We start from the raw sequence: 19,117 nt of genomic DNA, 5'->3' as shown, positions 1-19,117 counted from the left end.
GCCGACATGTCGGCACGCCCCTGGATCTGCGGTTTGAGCAGGCCCATGACCTTGCCCATGTCGCGGACCGACGCGGCGCCCGTTTCGCCGATGGCCGAGTCGATCAGGCGATTGATCTCTTCTTCGCTGAGCGGTTCGGGCAGATAGGCGCCGATGACTTCCAGTTCGGTCTGCTCGACGTCGGCCAGGTCGTCCCGCCCGGCCTTGCGATACTGTTCGATGGACTCCCGGCGCTGCTTGACCATCTTGTCCAGCACCGCCAGCACCCCTGCGTCATCGAGCGCCTCGCGGGTGTCCACCTCCACCTGCTTGATGGCCGCAAGCGCCATGCGGATGGTGCCCAGGCGGACCTTGTCCCCGGCGCGCATGGCCGCCTTCATGTCCTCGGTGATGCGCGACTTCAGCTGGCTCTCGGCCGACATCGGTGCACTCTCCGGCAGCCCGAGCTGGGCCGCGGCAGGTCGGGGGAGCAGGCTCAGTAGAGCCGTTCGCGGCGCGAAATCTCCTTGGAGACGCGCTTGGCCTGACGCTTGACCGCAGCGGCGGCCTTGCGCTTGCGCACTTCGGTGGGTTTTTCGTAGAACTCGCGGCGGCGCACCTCGGTCAGCACGCCGGCCTTCTCGCAGGTGCGCTTGAAGCGGCGCAGGGCCACCTCGAAGGGCTCGTTTTCTTTGACGCGTACGTGGGGCATCAGGTCATCTCTGTCAGTGTTGAACGTTCAACGCCCCGGAGGATCCGGGAACGGAGAACCGCGCATTATAAGGACTCGGGCGGGAAATGCCAAAGATTCGGTGGCAGGACGGGGGACGCTGAATGGACAGGATGAACAGGATTTTTCGGGATTAACAGGATTATAATGAAACGCTTATGCAGCTTGAGGCCGATACACTGTGGCGGAGGCTTCCGCTCCTTCGGCTCCGCGGCGCCCTCATCCTGACAGAGGCTATCCCTTAATTGTATGAAGATCATGCGTGTACTGGGCATCGAGACCTCCTGTGACGAGACCGGCGTGGCCGTGGTGGACGGTGAGCGGGGGCTCCTGTCCCACGCGCTTTACAGCCAGGTCGCGCTGCATGCTGAATACGGCGGCGTGGTGCCGGAGCTGGCGTCGCGCGATCACATCCGCAAGCTCCTGCCCCTGGTGCGCCAGGCGCTGGACGAGGCCGGTACGGTGCCCTCGGACCTCTCGGGCGTCGCCTACACGGCCGGCCCCGGGCTGCTGGGGGCGTTGCTGGTGGGTGCGGGCGTGGCGCGCAGCCTGGCGTGGGCGTGGGGCCTGCCCGCCGTTGCGGTGCACCACATGGAGGGGCACCTGCTGGCCCCCATGCTGGATGCGGATCCGCCCGATTACCCCTTTGTCGCGCTGCTGGTGTCCGGCGGGCACACCATGCTGGTGGACGTGCAGGGGCTGGGCCGCTACCGGATTCTCGGCGAAAGCCTGGACGATGCCGCCGGGGAGGCCTTCGACAAGACCGCCAAGCTGCTGGGGCTCGGGTATCCGGGCGGGCCCGCGCTGGCGAAGCAGGCGGAGCACGGCGATCCCGGGCGGTTCCACTTTCCGCGGCCCATGACCGACCGGCCCGGTCTGGACTTCAGCTTCTCCGGCCTCAAGACCCGTGCCCTGACCGCCCTGCGCGATGTGCATTCAGAGCAGGACCGTGCCGACGTAGCGCGGGCCTTCGAGGAGGCGGTGGTGGACACCCTGGTCATCAAGTGCCTGCGTGCCGTGGAAGACACCGGCGCCGCCCGTCTCGTGGTGGCCGGCGGCGTGGGCGCCAACCGGCGGTTGCGCGTACGCCTGCGGGAAGCGGCCGAGGCCAGGGACGTGAGCGTGCACTACCCCGCCCTGGAATTCTGCACCGACAACGGCGCCATGATCGCTTTGGCCGGCATGTTGCACCTGCAGAGGGGTGAGGCGGAGGACCTGACGATTCAGGCGCGGGCGCGGTGGGGACTGGCGGTTTGAAAGGATGAAGGTGGAAGGATGAAGGTTGAATGAAACCACCCCTCTTTTTTCAACGCTGATTGCTGATTGCTGATTGCTGATTGCTGATTGCTGAGTGCTGAATGCTGAATGCTGACGGCTGACGGCTGACGGCTGAATGAGGGGGGTACACTCAGCATTCAGCAATCAGCTTTTCCCGATCCTCGGTTCCTCGCCCCGGGCGAGTCGGTCGATGTTGGCCCGGTGGCGCCAGAAGATGAGGGCGGCTAGGGCCGCGCCAGCAGCCACGTACCAGGTCTCGCCGGTGAGTAGATACATATAGACCGGCGTCAGGGCGGCGGCGGTCAGGGCGGCCAGCGATGAGATGCGGGCGAGGGCGGCCACGAGCAGCCAGGTGGCCAGCGCGGCGAGGCCCACGAACACGTTGAGTCCGAGCAGGACGCCCAGGGCCGTGGCGACACCCTTGCCGCCCTGGAAGCCGTGGTAGATCGGGTAAAGGTGGCCCAGGAAGGCGGCCAGCGCCACGGCGGCCACCCAGAAGGGTTCGAGCCCGAGGGCGTGGGCGACGAGCACCGGCACCAGTCCCTTGAGTGAATCTCCCAGCAGGGTGATGATGGCCGCCCCCTTGCGCCCGGTGCGCAGGACGTTGGTGGCGCCGGGGTTGCGGGAGCCCTGGCTGCGCGGGTCGGGAAGGCCGCTCAGGCGGCACACGACGATGGCGGTGGAGACCGAACCCAGCAGGTAGGCTGCGAGGACGGTGGCGATGCTCAGGAGCATGAATGCGGTTCCTTGACGGACAATGCGGCAAAAACCCCGGCGGCGGGGGCATGATACCGGAGTTGGGAGGCCGGGTAATCCGTGCGTGCTGACCGCCAGCCAGCCACCCTGCTGTGCCTGCATGGCTGGGGGCTGAACGGGGCGGTGTGGAAACCGCTCGCGGACGAGCTTGGCGATCGTGCACGGGTCTGCGCTCCGGATCTCCCGGGCCACGGCAGCCGGGCCGCCGAAGGGCGCCTGGGCGGGCTCGACGCCCTGGCCGACGAACTGGCCGCGGAGCTGGATCCTCCGGTTACGGTGGTGGGCTGGTCGCTGGGCGGGCTGGTGGCGCTGCGATTGGCTGAGCGCTATCGGGCGCAGGTGTCCGGCGTGGTGCTGGTGGCGGCCACGCCGCGCTTCGTGCAGGCAGATGACTGGCCTCATGCCATGGCCGCTGATGTCCTCGCCGCCTTCGCCCGCGACCTGTCTGGTGACTACCGGGCCACGCTGAACCGGTTTCTCGCATTGCAGTTCCTCGGACTGCCGGAGCGCGCGGCCGGGCTTCGGGACATGAAGGCCCGCTGCCTGCAGGCGCCGCCCCATCCCCTGGCCCTGGCGCAGGGCCTCGACATGCTGCGCGAGACCGACCTGCGCGCAGGGTTCGCGGCCCTCGAGCAACCCGTGTCGGTCGTGCTCGGTGCAGCGGATACGCTGGTTCCGGCGGCCGTGGGCGATGACCTTCGACGACTGCGCCCGGAGACGGATATCAGGGTGGTGCAGGGTGCGGGGCACGCCCCCCTGCTGACCCACCCGCGGTCCCTTGCAAATGTTATTCTGGAGATGCCCGGTGCGCGAGACTGATCGCTATCGTCTGGACAAGCGCCGGGTCCGCGCGGCCTTCGATCGTGCGGCAGGTACTTATGATGAGGCGGCGCCGCTCCAGCACGAGGTCTGCGACCGCCTGCTGGAGCGGCTTGAGTGGGTGAAGCTGGAGCCCGCCCGGGTCCTGGATGCCGGCGCCGGCACGGGGCGCGGCACCCGCGGGCTGCGCAGGCGTTATCCGCGCGCGCAGCGGCTCGGGTTGGACCTGTCGCCGGCCATGCTTCGCGAGGCTCGGCGCCGGGATGGCTGGTGGCGGCGCACCCGCTGGGTGTGCGGGGACCTGGAAGACCTTCCCTTCGCCGATGGGGCGATGGGCCTGGTGTTCTCGAACCTGGCCCTGCAATGGTGCAACGATCTGGACCGGACCCTTGCGGATGTGCGTCGCGTACTGGCGCCGGGCGGCCTGTTCATGTTCACCACGTTCGGTCCCGACACGCTCCGGGAGCTGCGGACCGCGTGGCAGACCGCCGACCCGGATCACGTGCACGTCAATGCCTTCGTGGACATGCACGACATCGGTGATGCCCTGGTGCGCGCCGGGTTCGCGGACCCGGTGATGGACATGGAGATGATCGTGCTGACCTATCCCGACCTTGCCCGCCTCATGGCCGACCTCAGGGCCATCGGGGCCACCAACGCCAACCGCGGGCGCGGGCGGGGTCTGGCGACCCGCGCGCGCTTTGAGGCGCTGGCCTCGGCCTACGAGGTGTTTCGCCGGCCTGACGGTGCCCTGCCGGCGACCTATGAGGTGGTCTACGGTCACGCCTGGGCCCCCGAGGCGCCCGCCCCGGGCCGGCCCCGCGGTCGGGTGATCCCGGTTCACCCCGTGCCCTGACGCGCAGCGTTCCCGCGCGTGGCAATCCGCTCCCGCGGATCCCTGCCGGGCGCCCGGCGGGTCGGTTTGCCCTGCCGCACTCCGGCCGGTGGATTTCACGTACGGAGCACGGCCAGCGGCGTCGTTGACGGTGGGGTGTACCGGACCCGGATGCGTCTGGTTCCGACCAGATAAAGTTGGAAAATACCTTCAAAAGGCGAACGCTGTCACGTCTCCGGGTGGAAATCTGGCGAATCTAAACTATATAAATAACAGTATCTTAATGGCTTTTTCCAAGGAGAAAGCCAGTTATGTTCGCCCGGCATCCAAAGTTATTTTTATAGTGACTATAAAGAAATCTGAGTTGTCTTGTGTGGTGGAGACCTTCTAGATTCTGTCCAAACATGGATCTGGACCCGTTCCAGGCCATGGCAGAATCATAACGAGGGGTTTCACCGAGGTAGCGGGGCTGGAGAACTGTTTCTGTGCTTGTCACCACATCGAATGACAAGGCCGCAGAGCGGCGCTTTGTGATTCGTCCCAATCGGTCCATGAGCCTGGTCGGCAACCTGATCTTCATTGCCGTGATTGCGGTGATGCTGGGGGGGATTGCGTTGCTCTTTGCGTTGGCGGGCTTCTGGATGGTGGTGCCATTTGCCGGGCTTGAACTGCTGCTGATCGTCGCGGCGGTGACGATCGTGGCCCGGCGCGGCCTGATCACCGAGGTCATCGAAGTCACGGCGCGCGCCGTGACCATCTCGGTGATGGGGCGCCGCCCGCGGCAGCGCACCCGCCTGCCCCGTCATCTTGCCCGTGTGATTCTGGATCCGCCTCCGTGGCGATGGCATCCCAGCCGGCTTTTCGTGGCTGCCCGGGATGTGCGCGTCGAGGTGGGGGGATGTCTTCGGGAGGACGAGCGCCGGGGGCTCGCGAGCGCCCTGCGCGAGGCCATTCACGCACCGGTGGGTGCGTGAAGACAGCGAATGGGCCCGCCGCGCCGGGTCATGAACATAACCATAAATAGCGTAGGACGAGGAGCCTCATGTTGGCCACCAAGCGATCACTACCGAAATACCTCCTGGCCCTGGGCGCGGCAATCGCCGGTCTGGGCGGCACTGCCGCGGCGGAGGAGGTGCAACGTTGGGGCGTGAATTTCCCGCCGCCGGTTTCCACGACGGCGCAGGAGATCTACGACATTCACATGTTCACCATGGGTATCGCCACCGTCCTGCTGGTGATCATCTTCGCCGTGGTGATCTACTCCCTTATCGTCCATCGCAAGTCCCGCGGTTTCAAACCCGACCAGCAGTTCCACGAGACGTGGTTCGGGCGCTGGTCCTGGGTGTTCGTGCCAATCATGGTGCTGGGCGTGGACCTGACCATCGCGGGTGCGGCCCAGAGGACCCTGGAGCGGGTCTGGGTGGTGCCCCAGGACCAGCCTCTGGTGGACGTGAAGGTGATCGGCCACCAGTGGTACTGGGAATTTGTCTACCTGGATCACGACGTCACCATCGAGAGCCGCTACACCTCCCCGGAAGAGGCCGGCATCCACTACCTGCGTGACGTGGACAACCGTCTGGTGTTGCCCACCAACCAGCGGGTGCGTTTTCTGCACACCTCTTCGGACGTGATCCATGCCTTCTGGGTGCCTGAGCTGGCGGTGAAGAAGGACGCCATCCCGGGGTACATCACCGAGACCTGGGTGAATATCCAGCAGGAGGGCGTGTTCCGTGGTCAGTGTGCCGAGCTGTGCGGCACCTGGCATGCGCGCATGCCCATCGTGGTGGAGGCCGTATCCCAGGAGGAGTTCGATGGCTGGATCGAGGAGCAGCAGGAGATTCGCATGGCGGCGCTCGCCGAGGCGGCCGAGGAGCGTGAGTGGGACAAGGACGACCTCATGGCCCGCGGCCAGAGCCTCTACAACTCCCGTTGCGCCGCCTGCCATCAGGAGGACGGCTCGGGTATGCCGCCGGCCTTCCCGGCCATCAAGGGCAGCCCCGTGGCCACGGGGCCGATCTCCGAGCACATCGGCATTATCCTCAACGGTGTGCCGGGCACGGCCATGGCCGCCTGGAACAGCCTGAACGATCTGGAGATCGCGGCGCTCGTTACCTACCAGCGCAATGCCTGGGGTAACGATACCGGTGACGTAGTCCAGCCCGCCGAAGTGAAAGCCGAGCGCTGATTAAGTCCGCATGGGAGACTGAACACATGACGACCGCAACCGTTGCACACGACGACCACGCGCATCACGGCCCCCCGAGCGGCATCAAGCGCTGGCTGTTCTCCACCAACCACAAGGACATCGGGACGATGTACCTGGTGTTCGCCCTGATCATGCTGTTCCTGGGCGGCGCCAGCGCCATGGTGATCCGCGCCGAACTGTTCATGCCCGGCCTGCAGCTGGTGCAGCCGGACCTGTACAACAATCTGCTCACTAATCACGCCCTGATCATGATCTTCGGGGCGGTGATGCCGGCCGCCGCGGGGCTCGCCAACTGGATGATCCCGCTGATGATCGGGGCCCCGGACATGGCGCTGCCGCGCATGAACAACCTGAGCTTCTGGATCCTGCCGGCCGCGGCGCTGATGCTCATCCTGTCGTTCATCGTGCCCTTCTTCCCGGGCGGCGGCTCGCAGATCAACACCGGCTGGACGCTCTACCCGCCCCTGTCGCTGCAGGTGGGCATGTCCATGGATTTCCTGATCTTCGCGCTGCACCTGCTGGGCATATCCTCGGTGCTGGCGTCGATCAATATCATCGTCACCATCTTCAACATGCGCGCGCCGGGGCTGCGCATGATGCAGCTGCCCATCTTCGTGTGGGCCTGGCTGGTGACCGCGTTCCTGCTGGTGCTGGTGGTGCCGGTGCTGGCCGCGGGCATAACGATGCTGCTGTTTGACCGTCACTTCGGCACCAGCTTCTTCATCGCCGCGGGCGGCGGTGATCCGGTCCTGTTCCAGCACATCTTCTGGTTCTTCGGTCACCCCGAGGTGTACATCCTGATCCTGCCCTCCCTCGGGGTGCTGGCGTCGATTCTGCCCACGTTCTCCCGCAAGCCCCTGTTCGGTCATCACTCCCTGATCGGTGCGATGATCGCCATTGCGGCGCTCGGCATGATCGTGTGGGCGCATCATCAGTACACGGTGGGCATGTCGCTAGCGGCAGTGCAGTACTTCATGCTCATGACCATCCTGATATCCATTCCCGTGGGTCTGATCATCTTCAACTACATGATGACCATGTGGCGGGGTGCCATGACCTTCGAGACACCCATGCTGTTCACCGTCGCCATCATCCTGATGTTCTCCTTCGGCGGCCTGACCGGGGTGATGCTGGCCGTGGTGCCGGCGGACATGCAGTACCACGACTCCATGTTCGTGGTAGCCCATTTCCACTACGTGCTGTTGCCCGGTGCGGTATGGGGGCTGTTTGCCGGGGTCTTCTACTGGCTGCCCAAGTGGACCGGGCACATGTATGACGAGCGGCTCGCGAAGACCTTCTTCTGGGTGCATGTGGTGAGCTTCAATATCACCTTCTTCCCGCAGCATTTCCTCGGGCTCGCGGGCATGCCGCGGCGTATCGCCGACTACAACATCATGTTCACCGAGTTCAACATGATCTCGTCGGTGGGCGCCTTCTTCTTCGGCCTCAGTCACCTGCTGTTCCTCTACATCATCATCAAGACCGTGAGGGGCGGGGAGAAGGCCAAGGCCAGGGCCTGGGAGCATGCCGAGGGACTCGAGTGGGAGGTGGATTCCCCTCCGGCCCACCACACCTGGACGACGCCGCCGAAGATCAAGACCGCCTGACGGCGAATTGGGAGGGAGGCGGCGTTGCCGCCTCCCTCCGGGAATATCGAGCAGACTTATGGCAGGCAGACCCAATTATCCGGCGGAGTTAAGGCGCAAGAACGTCCGGCTTGCCCTGGGCGTGGCGTTGATCGTCGTTTTCATGGCCATCACGGCGATTCCCTTCTGGAAGGGGCTGGTCGCACTGGCAACGGGGGGTTAACGGGTGGAACGGCAACCTGATGCGCGCAGGCACCCCCACGGGCGGATCGTTCTGTGGCTGGGGGCGCTCGTCATTGGCATGTTCGGTTTCGGTTTTGCCCTGGTACCCCTCTACGAGCTGTATTGCCAGGTGGCGGGCATCCCCACCGTGGATCAGCAACGGGCGCTCAACGTGCAGGCCGCCGCCGGCACCGGTGAGGTGGCGGAAGACCGCTGGGTGACGGTGCGCTTCGACACCACGGTGCATCCAAGCCTGCCCTGGGCGGTGGAATCACAAGAGCGCAGCATGCGCGTGCAGCCGGGGGAGATGCACGAAGTCATCTTCGTGGCCAGCAACCGCTCCTCCCGGGCGGTTACCGGGCAGGCGGTGCCCACCGTGATCCCCTGGCGGGCCAACGACTTTTTCAACAAGACCGAATGTTTCTGCTTCCAGAAGCAGACACTGGAAGGGGGGGAACGCAGGGAGATGCCGTTGCGTTTTGTGGTCTCTCCCGCGTTACCGGATGAAGTGACCTATGTGACGTTGTCCTACAACATCATGCGTCTGGATGACACGGTTGCGAAGGTCACGGAGTGACCCGCGGCGAAAAAATGGGCATACCCGATTACAATCACAAGATGATAACGAGGTAGAGAATGGCCAGCGTGCAGCACGGACCCGAACACTACTACGTCCCCGAATCCAGCCCCTGGCCCATTGTGGCCATGGTCTCGGCCCTGCTCATCGTTTTCGGTCTGGCGCTGTGGATCAACGGCATCACCGTCGGCAGCTATATCTCCATCGGCGGATTCATCCTGCTGGGCGTCATGTTCTACGGCTGGTTCAGGGACGTGGTCAGGGAGAATCTGGCCAACGTCTACAACGAGCAGGTGGGTCGCTCCTTCCGCCAGGGCATGTTCTGGTTCATCGCCTCGGAGGTCTTTTTCTTTCTCAGTTTCTTCGGCGCCCTGTTCTACCTGCGCTTCATCGCCATGTCGTGGATGGGGGGTGAGGGCTACCTGGCCATGACCCATGAGCTGCTCTACAGCGGCTTCGAGGCGGTCTGGCCCAGCGCCGGACCGGAGCCTACGGCCGGCGAGTTCACGCCCATGGGGGCGTGGGGTATCCCGGCGCTCAATACCGCCATCCTGCTCAGTTCCGGCGCCACGCTGACATGGGCGCACTGGGCGCTCAAGAAGGATGATCAGAAGCAGCTGATCTGGGGCCTGGTTGCGACCGTGGTGCTCGGGCTCATCTTCGTCGGGTTCCAGGCCTACGAATACGTCCATGCCTACCGGGACCTGAACCTCACCCTGGAACAGGGCATCTACGGCTCCACTTTCTTCATGCTCACCGGCTTCCACGGCTTCCACGTGATCGTGGGTGCGATCATGCTGCTGGCCGTACTGGGAAGGGCGGTCAAGGGGCACTTCTCCCCCCATAACCATTTCGCATTCGAAGCGGCGGCCTGGTACTGGCACTTCGTCGACGTGGTGTGGCTGGCCCTGTTTATCTTTGTCTACTGGATGTAACCCCGGATCGGCCGGGCGTTCGCTCTGTCCCGACGAGCGGGCGCCCGGCTCAGAATTCGAGCCCCTGGGGCTGCAGCAGGCCGGTGAGATATCCCAGAAACAGCAACCCGAACAGGGCCAGCGACAGTGTGATGCGCACGGTCAGGGCCCGCACCACGCGAGTCTTGTCCCGATCGCCACTGTCCTTCGCCAGGTAGTACATGCCCTGGAACAGTGAAAAGACGATGAAGCCGAGGAAAAGCAGTACGAGAAGTTTCATGCCGGTGGCCCCTGGAGGCGTCCTGGCCCGAATGCGTCAACGGGGATCCGGGCTGGCGTTGAGTGTCACACTAACTATAGCAAGTACATGAGGCCGGGTAACTACAGATTCAGATTCCGCCTGGTCCCGACGCTCATGCTGTTCATTCTTGTGCCCCTGTTCACGAGTCTGGGTTTCTGGCAGCTGGATCGCGCGCAGTTCAAGCGTGATCTGGCGGCCACCATCGAGCAGCGCAGCCGTCTGCCCGTCGCGTCGCTGGAGACGCTCTCCGCCGATCCCCATGAACTGCAGTACCGCACCGTGCGCGCCAGTGGCGAGCTGGAAGCCGAGGGCCAGTTCTTCATCGAGAACCGCCGACGCGGGGGGCGCACCGGCTTTCATGTGGTCACGCCACTGCGCCTGGACGACGGCCGCACGCGTCTGTTGATCAATCGAGGCTGGGTTGCGACGCCGCGCGACGGGGGGCTCCCCGAGGCCGAGGTGCCCGACGGGCCGGTAACCGTGACCGGTGAGGTCTATATCCCCCTGCCCCCTGCCCTGCAACTGCACTCGGGTCCCGAGGCGGCCCGCGAGTGGGGACGGCGCTGGCCCTATATGACGGTTGACCTGTTCAGGGCGACAGTGGACTATCCGGTCATGCCTTTCCTCCTGCTGCAGCAACCGGATGATCCTCATGGTTTTGTTCGCGAGTGGCCCCGGGAACAACCCAGTGACGGGATGCACATCGGCTACGCGGTGCAATGGTTCGCGTTCGCCCTGATCGTCATCCTGATCTACCTGCGCCTGGGCCTGAGCAGGCGAGGGGCGGCGGAGGCGGCGCCATGAACGAGGTCAGTTCCCCCATGCCTGCGACCCGCTCCAGCTTCATGCCCCTGTGGATCTTGATCGCCCTGTTCGCGGTGCCGATGCTTGCGGCGTGGTGGTTGTTCTTCAATCCGGAGTACCTGCCGGAGGGACGCAAGAATCACGGCGAACTGATCGAGCCGGTCATCCCCCTGGACGCGCGCTTCGGGTTGATGGATCTGCAGGGAGAGGTCTTTGACCCACAGTCCCTGGAGGGGCGATGGGTGCTGGTCACCCTTACCGAGGGAGCCTGCGATGCGGCCTGCACCGAGCAACTGATCGCCATGCGCCAGATCCGTCTGGCCGTGGGCGAGGAACGCTACGTGGTGGATCGGCTGTGGATCACCACCGATGCCGCCGGTGCGCCGGAGCTGGCGGAACAGCTTCCCGGCATGCACGTGGCGCTCATCGGGGAGCCGGGGCTCGAGGCCCTGCACGAGGCACTGCCCGCGGCTGAGCGGGACTTTTCCCGGATGCATATCCTCGATCCCATGGGCCAGCTGATGATGCGCTATGACGCGGATGCGCCGCCCGAGCACGTGCTGCGGGATCTGGAACATCTGCTCAGGGCAACACGACGCTGGATGATCAGGGGGGCGGCCGATGGCAATCGCTGATGTCGCGCTCTCCAAGTCCCGCGTCGACTCCTGGCGTCGCTACTATGAGCTGAGCAAGCCCAGGGTCGTGGCCCTCATCCTGTTCACCGCGCTGGTGGGCATGCTGCTGTCGGTGCCGGGCATGGTGCCCTGGCAGACGCTGGTATTCGGGTTGCTGGGGATCGGACTGGCGTCGGCCTCCGGCGCCGCGCTCAATCACGTGATCGACCGGCGCATCGATGCGGTGATGGACCGCACCCGCAACCGGCCCCTGCCCACGGGACGCGTGGAGCTTCGGCGCGCCCTCGTGTTCGCCATCGGCATCGGCGTGCTGGCTGTGACCGTCCTGGTGGTGGCGGTGAACGTGCTGACCGCGGTGCTCACTGCCTTTGCCCTGATCGGGTACGCGGTCATCTATACCGTGTTCCTGAAACGCAGCACGCCGCAGAACATCGTCTGGGGCGGTCTGGCGGGCGCCGCTCCGCCACTGCTCGGCTGGACCGCCGTGACCGGTGAGATTCAGGTGGAACCGCTGCTGCTGGTCCTGCTGGTCTTCGTCTGGACGCCGCCGCATTTCTGGGCGCTGGCCATCAAGCGGCGCGAGGAATATGCGCGCGCGGGGATCCCCATGCTGCCGGTCACCCATGGCGTGGCCTTCACCAAGCTTCAGGTGCTGCTCTATACCCTGATGCTGCTGACCGTCTCCCTGGTGCCCTTCATCATCCACATGACCGGCGTGCTCTATCTGGTGGGTGCGCTGGCGCTGGGGCTCGGGTTCGTGTTTCACGCCTACCGCCTGTGGCGCAGCAGCGACGATCGCTACGCGATGCCCACCTTCGGCTATTCAATCTTCTACCTCACGGCCATGTTCGCGCTGCTGCTGGTCGATCACTACGCGCGCATGATGTGGTGATCAGCGCGGTCGGCGCAGGAAGGACTGCGCGATCACGACCACGAACAGGATGCCGCCGATCACCGCCAGCATCCCGCCAAGCCCCCAGATCCCCAGAAAGAACTGGGTCATGCCGTCCATCTCCTCTGCCTCGCTGGCCGTCTTGCGCTCAATGCCCAGCATGCCGGAGATGGCCATGCCGCCGATGTGCAACAACTGGCCCACCCCGTAGAACACCGGCTGGATGCGGGCCAGTCTGCCCGTGGCCGGCGCCCAGCCCAGCGTCGGCAGCAGCGCGTAGGCAAGCCCCATGATCGCCAGGGTCACGCCGACGATGGAGCCGTGGTAATGGGCCGTGATGATCGTGTTCACGTCGCCGATCATGAAGCCCAGCACGCCACCCACGGCAAACAGCAGCAGCGATGCCAGCAGCGCGCGGTCCGCGGCCGGCAGGAACTGCGGAGCAGGCCCCCGTCCCCGCATCAGGCCGACAAGAATCAGCAGACCGATCGGTATGGCCGCCAGGCCGTTACCGTATTGCATCAGCTGGGTGAAGGCGATACGCGCCTCGGCTGATTCCACGCTATAGGCCCCGTGGATAAGCGGAACGGCAAGCAGGGGCGCGACGCCCAGGATCAGGAGGCCGCTCAGTAACCTGTCGGAGGCGGGAATACGGATACCCCCCTGGCGTGCAAGCCAGATCCAGGCCACCAGAAGCACCTGCGTGTAGGCAAACTGCAGCACGTGCCCCCCGCCCCAGAACAGAATCTCGAAATAGGCCTCGGTATTACGGGGTATATCGAGTGCCTGCCACGTCCATGCGAGCGACGCCACGCTTGCCAATGTGGCGAGTCCGGCGGTGTAGATTCCCACGTGCACGGGGTCGGGCCAGAGCCGGCGCGGACTCCAGCCGGCGCCGTAGAGCAGCACCTGCAGCATCACCCCAAGGCCGAACAGTATCAGCGACGCATGAAAGACCGGGTGGCGCAGCACAGGCACGTAATTGTTCAGGGAGGGATCGCCGGCGCCGAACAGGGGTGAGAGCGCCATCAGCCCCGCGCCGCCGGCGGCCAGAGCAAAAGCGGCCCATCCCAGGGAGGGATATCGGTCATGGACCGGAGAGGCCAGGCTCCAAAGGGCCCCTGCAAAGGCCAGAAACCAGATCAGTACCGACTGGTCCACGTGGATGACCAGCGCGATCCTGAAGAAATTCTGATCGGAAAACAGGGCGGAAGCGCCGGGTACGCGCGCCACCACCAGCAGGACGGCGAACAGACCAGCCACGGCCAGTGCCGCCACCCCCAGTGCCAGCCACGCGCCGCTCAAGCCACGCGTGGAGCGGGTGGCGCGCAATGGTGTATCCTCATGTCGTGATTGCATGGTGCCCTGCACTGCGTATCGTTGTTCCGAAATGGTGGGGTATTGTACACAAAGCTCCAGCCCGCATATCTCACCGGGATCGGCCCCTCTCTTGTGCAACCCCGCCCACTGTGGGGTTCTGCACCGCGCCCGATCAAGTCCCTGCGATGTGTGCGGCTGCACGGGCCACACAATTCCTACTTCGCTCCTCGGCTTTCGTTTGCACCTTGGAGGGATTACTGTATCCTTCCGCGCTGAATTTCGGTTGGGGACAATGGTCCCTCCTTCAGGGTAGGTGAGAAACTCATGGCCCAATCCGCAACAATCCCATCGTCCCAGGCCGGGGCGACCGCTGTTCCCACGGAGCAGTACAACTACGAGATCATCAAGAAGTTCGCCATCATGGCCATGGTCTGGGGCGTGCTGGGGATGGGGGTGGGAACCTACATCGCCTCGCAGCTGGCGTTCCCGTTCCTGAACTTCGATATCGCAGAGATCACCTTCGGCCGCTTCCGGCCTGTGCACACCACGCTGGTGATCTTCGGCTTCGGCGGCAACGCCCTGTTCGCCACCTCCTACTATATCGTGCAGCGCACCTGCCAGGCACGGCTCTACGGCGATGGTCTGGCCACCTTCACCTTCTGGGGCTGGAACCTGTCCGTCGGGCTGGGCGTGATCACCTACATGATGGGCTTCACCCAGGGGCGTGAGTACGCCGAGTTCGTGTGGCCCATCGACATCCTGATCACGGTTACCTGGGTCGCCTATTTCTGGGTCTACCTGCAGACCCTGTTGCGCCGCTCCCAGCCGCATATCTACGTGGCCAACTGGTTCTACATGTCGTTCATTCTGGCCACGGCCATCTTGCACATCTTCAACAACCTGCAGGTGCCGGTGAGCCTGTTCAGCCTGGAGTCCTACTCCCTGTTCTCGGGCGTGCAGGATGCCATGACCCAGTGGTGGTACGGCCACAACGCGGTGGGCTTTTTCCTTACCGCGGCGTTCCTCGGCATGATGTACTACTTCGTGCCCAAGCAAGCGGGCCGGCCCATCTACTCCTACCGGCTGTCCATCATCCACTTCTGGGCGCTGGTGTTTCTGTACATGTGGGTGGGCGCGCACCACCTGCACTGGACCGCGCTGCCGGACTGGGTGTCGACGCTGGCGGCCACCTTCTCGATCCTGCTGCTGCTGCCCTCCTGGGGCGGCATGATCAACGGCATCATGACGCTCTCCGGCGCCTGGGACAAACTGCGCACGGACCCGATCATGCTGTTCCTGATCACCGCGCTGTCGTTCTATGGCATGTCCACCTTCGAAGGTCCGATGATGTCGCTCAAGAGCGTCAACGCCCTGTCCCATTACACCGACTGGACCGTGGGACACGTGCATTCGGGTGCGTTGGGCTGGGTGGCCATGATCACCTTCGGATCCTTCTATCACCTGTTCCCCCGTCTCTGGAACACGAAGCTTTACAGCCTGCGGCTGGTGTATGTGCACTTCTTCCTGGCCACCATCGGCATCGTGCTCTACATCACTGCCATGTGGGTGGCCGGCATCGGACAGGGGCTGATGCTGCGGGCCTTCGACGAGTACGGCAACCTGGCCTACACGTTCGTGGAATCCGTGGTCTTCCTGCACAGGCCCTACGTGGTACGCGCCATTGGCGGCGGTCTGTTCCTGCTGGGCATCCTGATCATGGCCTACAACATCTTTATGACTATCACCACCGCCCGCCGCGAAGCGGCCAGGGTGGAGGCGAAGATCGGCGCCAAGATGGCCCGCGCGTCTTCCTGAGCCGGCGCTGACGGAGATTCAAGACCATGAAGCATGAACGAGTTGAAACCAACGCCGGGTTGCTGATCATCCTGACGCTGGCGGTGATCAGCGTCGGCGGGCTGGTGGAGATCGTGCCGCTGTTCTACATCAACGACACGGTCGAGGAGGTGGAGGGCGTGCGTCCCTACACGCCGCTGGAGCAGCGCGGTCGGGACATCTACGTGCGCGAGGGCTGCTACACCTGCCACTCGCAGATGATCCGCCCGTTCCGCGACGAAATGCTGCGCTATGGCCACTACTCCCTGGCGGCCGAGTCCCAGTTCGATCATCCCTTCCAGTGGGGCTCCAAGCGTACCGGGCCCGACCTCGCCAGGGTGGGCGGCAAGTACTCCAACGAGTGGCAGGTTCAGCACCTGATCGATCCGCGTTCCGTGGTGCCGGAGTCCATCATGCCCGGCTATCCCTGGCTGGCCGAGAACGATCTGCAGTACGCTGACATCGAGGCCCGGTTGCGCGCACTGAGACGGGTGGGTGTGCCGTATTCGCTCAGCGAGGAGGAATACCAGGCCAACGTGGAGCGCTTCGGTGAGGAGGTTGCCCGCTGGCTCGATATCAGCCGCGCGGAAGAGAATCTCGTGGCCCAGGCGCGGGCGGGCAACTACGACGGCGACCCCTCCCGGATCACCGAGATGGATGCCCTGGTGGCCTACCTGCAGGTACTGGGCACCATGGTTGATTTCACGCAGTACGACGAGGGCTACTTCGTCGAGTTTCGTTGATCCGCAGGCCCCGGAACTGCGGGGCGGATTGGCAGTGAGGTGTGGATATGCTTGATCTGTGGTACTGGATCGCCGACCTGAGCAACAGCAAGATCGTCGCACTGCTGCTCTTCTCCACCACCTTTGTGGGAATTCTCCTGTACGTATTTACGAACAGGCATCGCACCGAGCGTCTGGAGTCCTACCGCTACATGCCGTTCGAGGACGACGAGGACAAAGTGCCCCACGGTGAAGACGGGAAAAAGTGATGAGCAAGCCGAGCGAAAATAAACAGGGTGCGGTCCAGACTACCGGCCACGCGTGGGACGGTGACCTTCAGGAGTACAACAACCCGCTGCCGCGGTGGTGGCTGTGGGGTTTCTATGCCACGGTGGTGTTCGCGGTGGTGTACTGGTTCCTGTATCCGGCGTGGCCCATCGGTGGCACCTTCACCAAGGGCTTTGCCACCGTCACCTACGAGGTGAACGGCGAGGAGCGCACCACCCACTGGAACACCCGGGCGCTGCTGATGCGCGACATGCAGACGAGCCCTGCCGCCGTTCGCCAGCGGGAGTTCCTGGAGGTGATCGCCGAGGCCACCTACGACGACATCCTCCGCGACCCCGACAAGATCTCCTTCGTGCGCTCCTACGCCCACGGCGTGTTCGGCGATTTCTGCGCCACCTGCCACCAGGCGGGCGGTGCCGGCATCATCGGCCTCTACCCGACACTGGCCGACGATGACTGGCTGTGGGGCGGCACGGTGGAGCGCATCGAGGAGTCCATCCGCGAAGGCCGGCTGGGGTACATGCCGCCGTTTCGCGAGACCTTCGACGCCGAGCAGTTGCGCGCCGTGTCCGCCTACGTGCTGGACATCGCCGGATACGACGGCGGCGACGAGGACGAGATCCGCCGCGGCGAGGCCATCTTCAACGGCACCGATGGCGGCTGTTTCCAGTGTCACGACACCGGGGGCACCGGCCGCATCTCCCAGGGCGCACCCAATCTGACCAACAACATCTGGCAGATCGTGGACGTGGCGGGGGCGGCGAGCTACGAGGCCCGGCTGGCCCTGGTGCAAAGCGTGGTGCGCAACGGCGTGCAGCGGGAGATGCCTGCCTTCGGCGAACGGCTCTCCCCCACCGAGATCAAGGTGCTGGCCGCCTACGTGCACCAGCTGGGCGGCGGACAGTAGAACGCACCCAGGATGAATCATCCGGTGCCGCCCTTGGCGGCACCGTCCCCTCGCGGCCCGCGCCGCGCCCGCGGTATCCCCATGAACGACGCAAGTGAGCAGTATTACCAGGCCCGGATTCCGATCTATCCGCGATCGGTCCGCGGACGGTTCCGCTCGCTGAAGTGGGGCATCCTGGCGCTGGCCTACGGTGTGTATTTCGCCCTGCCCTGGCTGCGCTGGAACCGGGAGTACGGACCGGAACAGGCCGTGATGTTCGACATTCCCGGCCGGCGCTTTTACCTGTTCGACCTGGTGGTCTATCCCCAAGACATCTTCTGGCTGGCCGGTTTCCTGATGATCGCGGCGGTGCTGCTGTTTCTGGTCACGGGCGTGGCGGGTCGCGTGTTCTGCGGCTACTTCTGCTTCCAGACCCTGTGGACCGACGTGTACATGTTCATCGAGCGCGTCATCCAGGGGGAACGGCCGGCGCGCATGCGCCTGGACAAGCAGCCGTGGGGCGTGAGCAAGGTGTTGAAGAAGGGGGCGACGCACGCCTCCTGGCTGCTCGTGGCATTTGCCACCGGTCTCACTTTTACCCTGTACTGGGCCGATGCGGGTGAACTGGTGGTGCAGTTCTTCACCGGCGAGGCCCCGTTCCCCGCCTATGCAACGACACTGTTCCTGACGACCACCACGTACATGATGGCGGGGCTGGCGCGCGAGCAGGTGTGCACGTACATGTGCCCCTACGCCCGGTTCCAGGCGGTGATGTTCGACCGGGACACGCTGATCGTGTCCTACGACGAGCGCCGGGGCGAGGGCACGACCGGGCGGGCCAAGGCCGGCGGCGGGCTCAGGACCCGCGAGGCGCGCCAGGCGGCGGGGGCGGGCGACTGCATCGACTGCGGCTACTGTGTGCAGGTCTGCCCCACGGGCATCGACATCCGCGACGGACTTCAGTATCAGTGCATCCACTGTGCCCTGTGCATCGACGCCTGTGACAACATCATGGACCGCATGGGCTGGCCCCGGGGCCTGATCCGCTACACCTCCGAGCGAGCCCTGGAGGGCGGCAAGACACGGTACCTGAAGAGCAAGACGCTTGGTTATTCGGCCGCACTGCTGATCATGACGGGCCTGCTGATCTGGAGCATCGCCACCCAGGCGCCGCTGGATGCCACCGTCATGCAGGTGCGCCAGCCCCTGCACGTACAGCTCTCCGACGGGTCCATCCAGAACAGCTACGAGATCAGGGTCAACAACAAGACCCAGCGCCCGGTGGAGCTCAAGGTGGCCCTGGACGGCCCACCGGACATGACCCTGGATCTCGGGCGCGTGGAGCGGATCCGGCTCCAGCCGGAGCACGGTACCACGCTGCTGGCCAGGGTCCGGTACCAGGTGCCGGCCGGCCAGAGCGGGCCCTTCGATCTCACGTTCCGCATCGTGCCGCAGGATACCGACGAGATCCCGACACTGGAGATGCCGGCCCACTTTTATGTGCCATGATCCGGGCCAGGAGCCTGTCGGACTT

General features: G+C 64.7%; 22 protein-coding genes. 17 read left to right on the top strand and 5 right to left on the bottom strand.

Annotated features, from left to right (window positions below):
- Together B1C78_RS12500 and rpsU are read right to left on the bottom strand one after the other, a co-directional pair.
- Window positions 1–422, bottom strand: a 422-nt coding sequence (locus B1C78_RS12500; protein WP_077279502.1) for a GatB/YqeY domain-containing protein, incomplete at its 3' end; no start/stop codon positions are given.
- Window positions 423–475: 53 nt separating this feature from the next.
- Window positions 476–691, bottom strand: coding sequence for a 30S ribosomal protein S21 (gene rpsU, locus B1C78_RS12495; protein WP_077279501.1), 216 nt, complete (start codon window positions 689–691; stop codon window positions 476–478).
- Window positions 692–967: 276 nt separating this feature from the next.
- On the opposite strand from rpsU, the gene tsaD reads away from it, so the two are divergent.
- Window positions 968–1,966 carry a tRNA (adenosine(37)-N6)-threonylcarbamoyltransferase complex transferase subunit TsaD gene (gene tsaD, locus B1C78_RS12490; RefSeq protein WP_077279506.1) on the top strand — a complete coding sequence of 333 codons (999 nt, stop codon included), beginning with the start codon at window positions 968–970 and terminating at the stop codon, window positions 1,964–1,966.
- Between the two features lie 165 nt (window positions 1,967–2,131).
- Here the strand turns inward: tsaD and plsY are convergent, their stop codons facing one another.
- Window positions 2,132–2,722: a glycerol-3-phosphate 1-O-acyltransferase PlsY gene (gene plsY / locus B1C78_RS12485; protein ID WP_077279500.1), complete on the bottom strand. Its 591-nt coding sequence runs from the start codon at window positions 2,720–2,722 to the stop codon at window positions 2,132–2,134.
- Window positions 2,723–2,803: 81 nt separating this feature from the next.
- Here plsY and bioH point away from each other — a divergent pair, with 81 nt between their 5' ends.
- The 8 genes from bioH to B1C78_RS12450 all read left to right on the top strand — a co-directional run bounded on the left by bioH (window position 2,804) and on the right by B1C78_RS12450 (window position 9,923).
- Entirely contained in the window at window positions 2,804–3,562 is a 759-nt protein-coding gene (gene bioH / locus B1C78_RS12480; protein ID WP_077279499.1) for a pimeloyl-ACP methyl ester esterase BioH, read from the top strand.
- Window positions 3,549–4,418: a malonyl-ACP O-methyltransferase BioC gene (bioC, locus tag B1C78_RS12475; RefSeq protein ID WP_139349922.1), complete on the top strand. Its 870-nt coding sequence runs from the start codon at window positions 3,549–3,551 to the stop codon at window positions 4,416–4,418. Before bioH ends, bioC begins: the two co-directional genes overlap by 14 nt.
- A 464-nt stretch (window positions 4,419–4,882) precedes the next feature.
- A complete protein-coding gene (locus B1C78_RS12470; RefSeq protein ID WP_281250608.1) occupies window positions 4,883–5,371 on the top strand; it encodes a DUF2244 domain-containing protein in 489 nt (162 codons plus the stop codon).
- Window positions 5,372–5,439: 68 nt separating this feature from the next.
- Window positions 5,440–6,582, top strand: a complete 1,143-nt coding sequence (coxB, locus tag B1C78_RS12465) for a cytochrome c oxidase subunit II (protein ID WP_077279497.1) — start codon at window positions 5,440–5,442, stop codon at window positions 6,580–6,582.
- 26 nt (window positions 6,583–6,608) lie between these two features.
- A complete protein-coding gene (locus tag B1C78_RS12460) occupies window positions 6,609–8,210 on the top strand; it encodes a cytochrome c oxidase subunit I (protein ID WP_077279496.1) in 1,602 nt (533 codons plus the stop codon).
- 58 nt (window positions 8,211–8,268) lie between these two features.
- Window positions 8,269–8,412, top strand: coding sequence for a hypothetical protein (locus B1C78_RS17655; RefSeq protein WP_175628302.1), 144 nt, complete (start codon window positions 8,269–8,271; stop codon window positions 8,410–8,412).
- 3 nt (window positions 8,413–8,415) lie between these two features.
- Complete coding sequence (locus tag B1C78_RS12455; RefSeq protein ID WP_077279495.1) at window positions 8,416–8,988, top strand: cytochrome c oxidase assembly protein; 573 nt, start codon at window positions 8,416–8,418, stop codon at window positions 8,986–8,988.
- 59 nt (window positions 8,989–9,047) lie between these two features.
- Complete coding sequence (locus B1C78_RS12450; RefSeq protein ID WP_077279494.1) at window positions 9,048–9,923, top strand: cytochrome c oxidase subunit 3; 876 nt, start codon at window positions 9,048–9,050, stop codon at window positions 9,921–9,923.
- 49 nt (window positions 9,924–9,972) lie between these two features.
- Here the strand turns inward: B1C78_RS12450 and B1C78_RS12445 are convergent, their stop codons facing one another.
- Entirely contained in the window at window positions 9,973–10,182 is a 210-nt protein-coding gene (locus tag B1C78_RS12445) for a twin transmembrane helix small protein (RefSeq protein WP_077279493.1), read from the bottom strand.
- 135 nt (window positions 10,183–10,317) lie between these two features.
- Here B1C78_RS12445 and B1C78_RS12440 point away from each other — a divergent pair, with 135 nt between their 5' ends.
- Genes B1C78_RS12440 through cyoE form a run of 3 tightly spaced genes read left to right on the top strand, consistent with a single transcriptional unit; the run spans window position 10,318 to window position 12,534 of the window.
- The gene (locus B1C78_RS12440; RefSeq protein ID WP_245795421.1) at window positions 10,318–11,007 is read left to right on the top strand and encodes an SURF1 family protein; all 690 of its coding nucleotides are present in this window, start codon (window positions 10,318–10,320) and stop codon (window positions 11,005–11,007) included.
- Window positions 11,004–11,642, top strand: a complete 639-nt coding sequence (locus tag B1C78_RS12435) for an SCO family protein (RefSeq protein WP_077279491.1) — start codon at window positions 11,004–11,006, stop codon at window positions 11,640–11,642. The genes B1C78_RS12440 and B1C78_RS12435 overlap by 4 nt, the downstream gene beginning before the upstream one ends.
- Window positions 11,635–12,534, top strand: coding sequence for a heme o synthase (cyoE, locus tag B1C78_RS12430; protein WP_425443975.1), 900 nt, complete (start codon window positions 11,635–11,637; stop codon window positions 12,532–12,534). The genes B1C78_RS12435 and cyoE overlap by 8 nt, the downstream gene beginning before the upstream one ends.
- On the opposite strand, the gene B1C78_RS12425 is transcribed toward cyoE, so the two are convergent.
- Entirely contained in the window at window positions 12,535–13,893 is a 1,359-nt protein-coding gene (locus tag B1C78_RS12425; protein ID WP_077279504.1) for a cbb3-type cytochrome c oxidase subunit I, read from the bottom strand.
- A gap of 285 nt (window positions 13,894–14,178) precedes the next feature.
- Here B1C78_RS12425 and ccoN point away from each other — a divergent pair, with 285 nt between their 5' ends.
- From ccoN to ccoG, 5 genes are all read left to right on the top strand, one after another.
- The gene (gene ccoN, locus B1C78_RS12420; protein ID WP_077279489.1) at window positions 14,179–15,669 is read left to right on the top strand and encodes a cytochrome-c oxidase, cbb3-type subunit I; all 1,491 of its coding nucleotides are present in this window, start codon (window positions 14,179–14,181) and stop codon (window positions 15,667–15,669) included.
- Window positions 15,670–15,695: 26 nt separating this feature from the next.
- Entirely contained in the window at window positions 15,696–16,430 is a 735-nt protein-coding gene (gene ccoO / locus B1C78_RS12415) for a cytochrome-c oxidase, cbb3-type subunit II (protein ID WP_077279488.1), read from the top strand.
- A 47-nt stretch (window positions 16,431–16,477) separates the two neighbouring features.
- Complete coding sequence (locus tag B1C78_RS12410; RefSeq protein ID WP_077279487.1) at window positions 16,478–16,678, top strand: cbb3-type cytochrome c oxidase subunit 3; 201 nt, start codon at window positions 16,478–16,480, stop codon at window positions 16,676–16,678.
- The gene (ccoP, locus tag B1C78_RS12405; protein WP_077279486.1) at window positions 16,678–17,604 is read left to right on the top strand and encodes a cytochrome-c oxidase, cbb3-type subunit III; all 927 of its coding nucleotides are present in this window, start codon (window positions 16,678–16,680) and stop codon (window positions 17,602–17,604) included. The genes B1C78_RS12410 and ccoP overlap by 1 nt, the downstream gene beginning before the upstream one ends.
- An 81-nt stretch (window positions 17,605–17,685) precedes the next feature.
- Complete coding sequence (ccoG, locus tag B1C78_RS12400; RefSeq protein WP_077279485.1) at window positions 17,686–19,092, top strand: cytochrome c oxidase accessory protein CcoG; 1,407 nt, start codon at window positions 17,686–17,688, stop codon at window positions 19,090–19,092.
- The last annotated feature ends 25 nt before the right edge of the window (window positions 19,093–19,117 follow it).

The sequence above is a fragment of the Thioalkalivibrio denitrificans genome, from assembly GCF_002000365.1.
Classification (GTDB): domain Bacteria; phylum Pseudomonadota; class Gammaproteobacteria; order Ectothiorhodospirales; family Ectothiorhodospiraceae; genus Thioalkalivibrio_A; species Thioalkalivibrio_A denitrificans.
Note: the sequence above shows the minus strand (reverse complement) of the source record. Positions and strands in the feature narration are given on the sequence as shown.